Raw genomic sequence first — 8,430 nt, forward strand, 5'->3', positions numbered from 1 at the left:
TTGGTCCACATCCGGCTCATGTGGACTCGAGACTATCCCAATCCGACCCCGTGCGACATTCTCAAACAGGCTCTAAGGCTCACCTTCCAGAATGTCGTCCCGTGGCGCGAGCCGTCGTGCGGGAAGCCTCTCACGAAGGTGGGCTCTGGCGCAGGCATTGCTGTGCGGCTCGTGAAATGCGCGTCTGGTCCTCGGCCGTCGTGGTGTTGTTGAGCACCTTTTGCCAGAGGTCGCTTTGGCGGAGCGTCTCGACCGTACAGGAGCAGAGCGCCCGACAGGTCTGGGGCTGCGCATTCTGCAGGCAGGAGGCCTCGCACTGGATCATGAAGGGCTGCGCCTCGGCCATGCGGTTGGGGCCGACGATCTGCAGCACGCCGTAGAGAATGCCCAGCAGGATGATCTGGTGAGTCAGGTAGATCGGCAGGCTTTTGCGCCCGGCCCAGATCAGCAAACCTGAGAACCGGCCTCTGGAGCGCCAGCCGGCTAGGCTCATGGTTTTCTGCCGCGCCAACAGGATCCGGCCTGCGGCAACGCCGATCAGCACGAGGCCAAACCAGGGAAAGATCGGCACGTAATCGTTGGTGACCGGATCGGTCGAGCCGAGGCCGAGCCAGTCGAGCCATGGGGCGTCGAGAGCTGGATGAGTGAGCACAGACGGCGCCGCAAGGCACAGGGCCGCGGCGGCAAGGATCGTGAGCGGGTGAAGCCTCAGGAAGGGCAGGGCCAGCAAGCCTGAGACCGCAATGCAATGAAGGATGCCGAAGAAGATGTAGCTGTCCGGGAAGGCCAGGTACGTGGCCCCAGTCACTGCGAGAGCAGCGCCGCCCACCTTCATCAGACGCTTCAGGAAAGCCCGCCCGTTGAAGCCCTTTGCGTGGGCCAGCACAAGGCCAAGCCCCGAGAGCATCAGAAAGGATCCCGCGATGCCGCGCGCAAACCAGCGCCAGGCTGGCACCTGGAGGATGTTGGTCTCGATGAGCTGCAGGAAGCTCAGGTCCCAGCTGAAATGGTAGACGATCATCGCCAGGATCGCGACACCGCGGGCGACGTCGATGGCATCCCACCGTTGAGTCGCGATCGCTTGAGACAGGAGGGGGCTGGCCTTCACAGCCGAATGTCTCATGGGCAGGGGCGTTCCTTCCTGATCGTCCAGTCTTACATGAACGGACATGACTGAATGTCTTATCGCTTCAATCGCCACATTGCAGGACATGATTCAAGATGCCCGGATCGTGGCGGGCTTCACCGGGGCCGGAATATCGACGGAGAGCGGCATTCCCGATTTCCGTTCGCCGGATTCTCCATGGATGCGCAACAAGCCGATCCCGTTCGAGCTGTTCCTTCAGAGTCCGAAGGCGCGTCGGGAGGCTTGGCGGCGCAAGTTCACTATGGACGACCACTATCGCGGGGCTCGCCCAAGCGCCGGGCACATCGGCTTCGCGTCGCTGGTCGCCTCAGGGCGGATGCCCGCGATCATCACGCAGAACATCGATGGTCTCCATCAGGAAGCGGGCTTGAAGGGGGATCAGGTCATCGAACTGCATGGCAACGGCACCTATGCCCGGTGCCTGTCCTGCGGTCGCCGGCATGAGCTCGACTGGGTAAGATATCATTTCGAGCGGAACGGAGATCCGCCGGAGTGCATCGCCTGTGGGGGGTATCCTCAAATCGGCAACGATCTCGTTCGGGCAGGCCATGCCGGAAGGACCCATGCGGCGGGCACAGAAACTCACGGCGGCTTGCGACCTCTTCCTGGTGGCCGGCTCATCGCTGGTAGTCTTTCCTGCGGCTGCGTTTCCCGCCTTTGCCAAGGAGAACGGAGCACGTCTCGTCATCGTCAATCGGGAGCCGACGCCCCTCGATGCCTCCGCCGATCTGGTGATCCATGCGGAAATAGGCGAAGTCTTCTCAAAATTTGTTCCGTAACTTCAAGAACATGCGACGTGGTGAAAATTTCATCGGCTGTTGAGGCGTGTTTCTGGCTTCCCCTGATTCAGGACGATGTTATCCTCTTATTAAGAATCGGGTTCATGATTCGAGTTTGGGTTATTTCATGACTAGCGATTACGGCTCCAATTCTTTCAGTCTCCGAGAGGAGAATCCTTCCCTGGATCACGGACGCCGCGAGGTTTCTCAGCAGGGCTCGGAAGAGGGCGCTCTCGACCTCGTCCAGGTCAGCGGCCGTATCAAGTGGTTCGACGTGGCCAAGGGCTTCGGCTTCATCGTTCCGGACAACGGCATGCCGGATGTTCTGCTTCATGTGACGTGCCTGCGCCGCGACGGCTATCAGGCTGCCAATGAAGGAGCCAGGATCGTCGTCGAGGCCGTTCAGCGTCCCCGGGGCCTGCAGGCTTTCCGCATCCTGTCCCTCGACGAGTCGACGGCCTTGCACCCATCCGAGCTTCCGCTGCCGCGCACCCATGTTCAGGTGGTGCCGACCAGCGGCCTGGAGCCTGCCGTCGTGAAGTGGTTCAACCGCCTGCGCGGCTTCGGCTTCCTCACCCAAGGCGAAGGCAAGCCGGACATCTTCGTCCATATGGAAACGCTTCGCCGCTATGGTATTGCCGAGCTCAAGCCCGGCGAGCGGGTCTTCGTGCGGTTCGGCGACGGCTCGAAGGGGCTGATGGCTGCCGAGGTTCGTCTGGCCGAAATGGCCCTGCCGCACTCCCATTGATGAAACGATCCGTGCAAAAGCGGTTCGGGACGGTTCTCCCGGCACTGGGTTTCGTCGTCCTCCTGGCCGGCGCCGCCTATGCGCAGGCCCTCGAAGCCCTGTCGATTGCCTCCCAGGGCGGACAAAAGCAGTCCTTCCGAGTCGAGGTCGCCCGCAATGATGCGGATCGGGCGCAGGGACTGATGTACCGGCGCTCCATGCCAGCGGACCAGGGCATGCTGTTCGACTTCGGTCGCGTCGAACCTGTTTCCATGTGGATGCAGAACACCTACCTGCCGCTCGACATGCTGTTCATCCGGCCCGACGGGACGATTGCCCGCATCGCGGCGAACACCGAACCCCTGTCGACCCGCACCATCCCGTCCGGTGAGCCGGTGCTGGCTGTTCTCGAATTGAACGCCGGAACGGCAGCCAGGCTGGGCATCAAGCCGGGTGATCGGGTGGAACACCCCATCTTCAAGCGCTGAGCAGGTGCGGGCAGGGGTGTTCGGCAGGCGCATGAGGCTGGCCGCTATCCTCGTCGGCCTTGTGCCAACGGGCATGGCGCTGGCTCAGGTCGGTCCCCATGCGGTGATCAATGTCTCCCAGGCCCTCCTGCGCGTCTATAATGCGAGGGATGCCGCAGCTTTTCGCGAGCTTCTGGCGCCATCACTGCAATCGAAATACTCGGTCGAGGACCTGCAGTTGACCCTGGCGCGATGCCAAGGCCTCACTCACGAGATCGAGCGTTTCAGCCTCCCCTCCTGGGGAGCGCGCCGCTACGGCTTCTTCGGGGTCTATGCGGAAAACGCGGTTCTCGAGATGGTGCTTGAGATCGATGAGAGCGAGAAGATCGTCCATTGGGTGATCACCGATGATGTGACGGCCAAAGACCAGCAATGCTCGCTCAGCGACATACGGTGATTTGCGCCAGACTGCTTTGACCAGCCGGTAGAGCCATTTGTCCGGGGACATTCGTCCATGATGCGCGTTGGCAGGGCAGATCCTGAACGAACCGGGAGAGCGCCATGGACCGCCGAGACCGCAACAATGCTTTGACCGTCGCAGGCTTTGCCGGGGGCGTCGTTGCCCTTGGGGCCCTGATTACGGTCATGCTGGCGTTTGGGTGATCCTAAAAAGAAAGCGTCCATGGCTGTGCCTGGACGCTCAGTGTCCGGCCCGTAGGGGCAAAGAAGGCCGGTTCCTGCATCCTTGCTGAATGATCATGTCATCATTGCGGCAGATCTGAAAACAGCCAGATGTGACAATGATTTGATGCGATGCCGTATCTTATCCCAAAGTTTACGTATAAACGAAAATAGGTTGATCAGGCGTAAACATTGTCCTAGTGAGGATTCTCCCGTAGGGGCAATACGGGCCGGGAGGGTCGCGGACACTGTCGACAAATGGCAGGGCGCGGCCCTTTTTCCTATGGAGGAAGATTGAATGCTTTCCCGTTGTTAGGAATGCACATACATTCCAGTGTGCCAGCGAGACATTACTCTGGCTTGCCGCCAGGTGCGCACTCGACAGGTCGGCTTCACCTGCAAGCTATCCATGAGACCGGCGCATCACCCCGCTCGTGTGGCGGTTTCACAGGAACACCAGACGAGGAACTGGAGGGCTTGCACAGGGGTTCTCAAATCGATAGAGAAACCAAGCTGTTGAAGATATCGGGGTGTAGCGCAGTCTGGTAGCGCATCTGCTTTGGGAGCAGAGGGTCGCGGGTTCAAATCCTGCCGCCCCGACCATCATCACCGCGTGAGTCTTGGAGAGAGTCCAAAACCGATGCCTGCACGGATTTACAAGCCTGCCAAGTCTGCAACTCAGTCCGGGATGGCCCGGACGAAGCAGTGGCTTCTCGTCTTCGAGCAGGACAAGCCCCGCGAGATCGAGCCCCTGATGGGCTGGACCAGCTCGGGGGATACCCGCCAGCAGATCCGCCTCTGGTTCGATTCGAAGGAAGAGGCCATGGCCTACGCCGAGCGCGAGGGCATCGCTTACCGGGTCGAGGAACCGCATGAGGTCAAGCGGCGGACGATTTCCTATTCCGACAATTTCAAGTTCAACCGCGTCGGCCCCTGGACCCACTAAGGTCAAGGCAGGCTACCGGACGGCTCCGTAGCTCAGCTGGATAGAGCAGCCGCCTTCTAAGCGGCAGGTCGTAGGTTCGAGCCCTACCGGAGTCGCCACTCTCCACCTCTGGTCCTGGCCGGCGTCTCGCTGCCGCTCGCCTCCTGTGCTTGGCTCGCATCTGGGCTACAAGCGGGAGGTGTTTCCCGCGACCGGTAGCAACTTTTCGTATCGCTCGCGCAGGGCTCCGTAGCACTCACAAGCTGCCTGCTCCAGACCGGACCGATTGACGACGGTAATGCTTCCACGGCTTTGCTGGATAAGGCCCCTGGTCTGGAAACCATGCAGGATCGTGCTCACTGTCGAGCGCTGGACGCCGAGCATCTCTGCCAGAAATTCGTGTGTGAGAGGAATGTCCTTGCGGCTCATGCGGTCGCAGGTCGCGATAATCGAACGTCCGGCCCGCGCTTCGACGCTGTGGGTTGCATTGCACGCAGCCGACCGCAGGGTCAGAGACATGAGGATCTCGGTGTAGTGAAGAATCATGCTCCGGATGGCCGGTCGCGCTTCTGCCGCCTTGTGCAAGTTCCTTGTTTCGATGCGCAACGCTGTACCGGGGATTTGCACGATGTAGCGCCCGAAGGATTGGAGCGGGATACCCTCGAACGCGAGGCCCACTAGACCTTCGCGGCCGAACGTGGCCATCTCGGCAACTCTGCCGTCTTTCAACGTTTGAACAAGGGATACGACAGCAGATTGGGGAAAGTAGGTGTACTGGAGACGCTCTCCTTCTTCGGCGAGCACCTCGCCCTGCGATAGTGGCGTGCATTCGAGCTGGAGTTCCAGCCACTCGAGATCCTCAGGTGCCAGAATAGCCAGAAGCCGATTGCGAGGATCAGCCGTCATTGTTGAGCCCCATGCCACTTTGGAAACAAGATGGTATCGCTACCCGCGCCGTCATAGAAGCCATGGGTAGCGGCAATTTAGAGGGCCGGACGATCACGGCCATGTCTCGCCCTCGGATTGAGGGTGGCGAACGGCTCACTCAAGCGTGATCTCCGCTGACCCGGAACGGCAGGGACGATCAAGCGTTTGGCTTCGTCCCATTGAGAAGCCTCACCCTTGCCCCCTGCATCCGCCAACCGAAAATTCATCGGGCTCGCCGCCGCATCCGTCATCGGCTTCGTCGCCCTCATTGCTGCCTGGTTCCTGCTGCCCATGGACGAGTGGCTGCAGGGGTTCAGCCGCTGGGCGCAGGGTCTGGGGATGTTGGGTGTCGTGCTGGTCAGCATCGCCTATGTGATCTGCACGATCCTGCTCGTTCCGGGCGTGCCGCTGACGCTTGCCGTGGCTGTCGCCTATGGCTGGTGGGCGCTGGCGATCTGCTTTTTCGGCGGCATGGCGGCCGCTCTGATCTCATTCCTGATCAGTCGCTATCTTGCCCGCGAGCGCGTCAAACGGTTTCTCGACCGGCATCCTGCCATGAAGGCCGTCGATACAGTTGCTCACGAGGAGACGTTCAAGACAATCGTGCTGGCCCGTCTAACGCCTGTCACACCCTTTGCCGTCGAGAACTATGCTTTCGGCGTGACTGGCGTTCGCCTCGGATCGTTCCTCGTGGCAACGGCTATCGGGATCGTGCCTGGGACGATCCAGAATGTGTGGATCGGCGTGCTTGGACGCACCGCTGCTGAAGGAAGCGCGGGTGTGATGAACTGGATTCTGCTGACCGTCGGGCTCGTGGCAACCATCGTCCTCACCGTCTGGATGACCCGGCAGGCGAAGAGACGCATGAAGCAGCAGGCCGAGCCTGCGCTCCAGGGCTCATAATCAAACCGAGACCGCTGCCCTGCCATCCTTCTGATGCTCGTGAATGTATTTCAGGAGCGACTTCCCGGCGCCTTCGATATGGGTTTTCAGCAGCTTGCAGGCCTGTTCGATCTGCCCTTCGGCACAAAGGCGTAGCAGTTCGTCGTGTTCGGCCTCCGCCCGTGCGCGGCCATCGGTCAGGGCGAGCTGGAGGCGAGTGTGCCGGTCGCATTCCTACAGGAGGTTCGCCACGATGGCGAGCGAGCGCGGCTGACCCGCATGCTGGTACAGCACCATGTGGAATTCCCGGTTCAGCTCGCCCCAGCGGCTCACCTGCATGGCATGAAGCTCCGAGCTGTACTCCTGCAGAATGCCTCTCAGCCGCTGGTAATCCGCCGCCGCCAGGTGCGGAGCCGATGCCTTGAGGAGGCGTGGCTCGAGGAGGGCCCTGAGATCGAACAGCTCCTCGACCTCTGCTGGCGAGAGCGCTGACACGATGGCGCCCCGGTGGGGGTGAATCTTGACGAGCCCCTCGGCTTCAAGCTGCATCAGCGCCTCGCGGACGGGAATACGGCTGACGCCAAATTCCACGGCCAGTGCCTCCTGGCGCAGCTGGAAGCCAGCCTGGAACTCACCGTCCACGATGCGCCGGCGCAGTTCGCCGGCAACCGAGGCGGAAATCGTCCGGTGCTGGAAGGTCTTCTGAACGGGCTTCGGCAATGGTGCAGCTCGGTTCGTCATCAAAACTCATGGAGCGGGAGGGCAGGGTGCGCTTGACAGCGTAGATTTTATACAATCTACAATAAGGAACATCAATCCACTATCGGGAGCAAGGTCACAATGGCGAGCGAGATCGGTTGGGAAGGGGTGTTTCCCGCAGTCACCACCCAGTTCAAGTCGAACTTTGATCTCGATCTCGATGCGACGGCCAAGGTGCTGGACGGCCTAATCCGGGATGGTGTCTCGGGCCTCATCGTCTGCGGCACCGTGGGCGAGAACACGTCCCTGAGCCGCTCGGAAAAGGTAGCCGTCATGGAGACCGCCAAGAGCGTGTCCCGCGGCCGGGTGCCGGTGATCGCAGGCATTGCCGAGTTCACCACGCAGTTCGCCTCTGAAGTCGCCATGGAGGCGGCGCGCGTCGGAGTCGACGGCGTGATGGTCATGCCGGCCCTGGTCTATTCCTCCAAGCCGCATGAAACCGCCGCCCATTTCCGCGGCGTTGCCAAGGCCACCGACCTGCCGGTGATGGTCTACAACAACCCGCCGATCTACAAGAACGACGTGACGCCCGACATCCTGGCCTCGCTTGCTGATTGCGAGACCGTGGTCTGCTTCAAGGATTCGTCCGGCGACACGCGCCGCTTCATCGACACCAAGAACATCGTCGGCGACCGCTTCGTCCTGTTCGCAGGGCTCGACGATGTGGTGGTCGAGAGCGTGATGCTCGGTGCCGAGGGTTGGATCTCCGGCATGTCGAATGCTTTCCCTCAGGAGGGCGAGACCCTGTTCCGGCTGGCGAAGGCGGGTCGCTACGAGGAGGCGAGGGCGCTTTACGAATGGTTCATGCCGCTCCTGCATCTCGATGCCCGTCCGGATCTGGTGCAGTGCATCAAGCTGTGCGAAGAGATCATGGGCCGTGGCTCCGCGCTTACCCGTCCGCCGCGTCTGCCCCTCGAAGGTGCGGACCGCGCTCATGTTGAGGCTGTCATGGACAAGGCGCTCAAGAACCGTCCGACCCTGCCGGATGTGGGTCTGAGGTCAGCAGCCTGATAAATTGAGGCGGTGCGGTGACGCACCGCCTTTCATCTTCGATAAGACCTCTTGTGAACAGCGAGTGAGGCCATGGCGCGCCACACCTTCTTCTGCATCGACGGCCATACCTGCGGCAACCCGGT

At 61.2% G+C, this 8,430-nt stretch carries 9 protein-coding genes, 2 tRNA genes and 1 pseudogene; 9 read left to right on the forward strand and 3 right to left on the reverse strand.

Going from position 1 to position 8,430, the window contains the following annotated elements; translation table 11 throughout:
- Positions 1–130 precede the first annotated feature (130 nt).
- Positions 131–1,123, reverse strand: coding sequence for an acetyltransferase domain-containing protein (locus JQC81_RS31240; RefSeq protein WP_203275666.1), 993 nt, complete (start codon positions 1,121–1,123; stop codon positions 131–133).
- 46 nt (positions 1,124–1,169) lie between these two features.
- On the opposite strand from JQC81_RS31240, the pseudogene JQC81_RS31245 reads away from it, so the two are divergent.
- From JQC81_RS31245 to JQC81_RS31275, 7 genes and pseudogenes are all read left to right on the forward strand, one after another.
- A pseudogene (locus tag JQC81_RS31245) lies at positions 1,170–1,926 on the forward strand (SIR2 family NAD-dependent protein deacylase).
- 127 nt (positions 1,927–2,053) lie between these two features.
- A complete protein-coding gene (locus JQC81_RS31250) occupies positions 2,054–2,674 on the forward strand; it encodes a cold-shock protein (protein ID WP_246520805.1) in 621 nt (206 codons plus the stop codon).
- Positions 2,674–3,141, forward strand: a complete 468-nt coding sequence (locus tag JQC81_RS31255) for a DUF192 domain-containing protein (RefSeq protein ID WP_203275667.1) — start codon at positions 2,674–2,676, stop codon at positions 3,139–3,141. Before JQC81_RS31250 ends, JQC81_RS31255 begins: the two co-directional genes overlap by 1 nt.
- 31 nt (positions 3,142–3,172) lie before the next feature.
- Positions 3,173–3,577 (forward strand): hypothetical protein, encoded by a 405-nt coding sequence (locus tag JQC81_RS31260; RefSeq protein ID WP_203275668.1) that lies wholly within the window; start codon positions 3,173–3,175, stop codon positions 3,575–3,577.
- A gap of 750 nt (positions 3,578–4,327) precedes the next feature.
- Positions 4,328–4,404 (forward strand) — tRNA-Pro (locus JQC81_RS31265).
- Positions 4,405–4,441: 37 nt separating this feature from the next.
- On the forward strand, positions 4,442–4,747 hold the full coding sequence (locus tag JQC81_RS31270) for an ETC complex I subunit (protein WP_203275669.1): 306 nt from the start codon (positions 4,442–4,444) through the stop codon (positions 4,745–4,747).
- Positions 4,748–4,768: 21 nt separating this feature from the next.
- A tRNA-Arg gene (locus tag JQC81_RS31275) sits at positions 4,769–4,845 on the forward strand.
- A 67-nt stretch (positions 4,846–4,912) separates the two neighbouring features.
- On the opposite strand, the gene JQC81_RS31280 is transcribed toward JQC81_RS31275, so the two are convergent.
- Positions 4,913–5,632, reverse strand: a complete 720-nt coding sequence (locus JQC81_RS31280) for a Crp/Fnr family transcriptional regulator (protein ID WP_203275670.1) — start codon at positions 5,630–5,632, stop codon at positions 4,913–4,915.
- 216 nt (positions 5,633–5,848) lie between these two features.
- Here JQC81_RS31280 and JQC81_RS31285 point away from each other — a divergent pair, with 216 nt between their 5' ends.
- Positions 5,849–6,556 carry a TVP38/TMEM64 family protein gene (locus tag JQC81_RS31285; RefSeq protein WP_203275671.1) on the forward strand — a complete coding sequence of 236 codons (708 nt, stop codon included), beginning with the start codon at positions 5,849–5,851 and terminating at the stop codon, positions 6,554–6,556.
- 213 nt (positions 6,557–6,769) lie between these two features.
- Here JQC81_RS31285 and JQC81_RS31290 read toward each other — a convergent pair whose 3' ends face one another.
- Positions 6,770–7,276: a GntR family transcriptional regulator gene (locus JQC81_RS31290; RefSeq protein ID WP_312887620.1), complete on the reverse strand. Its 507-nt coding sequence runs from the start codon at positions 7,274–7,276 to the stop codon at positions 6,770–6,772.
- A gap of 99 nt (positions 7,277–7,375) precedes the next feature.
- On the opposite strand from JQC81_RS31290, the gene JQC81_RS31295 reads away from it, so the two are divergent.
- Positions 7,376–8,305 carry a dihydrodipicolinate synthase family protein gene (locus JQC81_RS31295; RefSeq protein WP_203275672.1) on the forward strand — a complete coding sequence of 310 codons (930 nt, stop codon included), beginning with the start codon at positions 7,376–7,378 and terminating at the stop codon, positions 8,303–8,305.
- Positions 8,306–8,430 lie beyond the last annotated feature (125 nt).

It is taken from the genome of Microvirga arabica (genome assembly GCF_016811235.1).
In the GTDB taxonomy this organism is placed as follows: Bacteria; Pseudomonadota; Alphaproteobacteria; order Rhizobiales; family Beijerinckiaceae; genus Microvirga; species Microvirga arabica.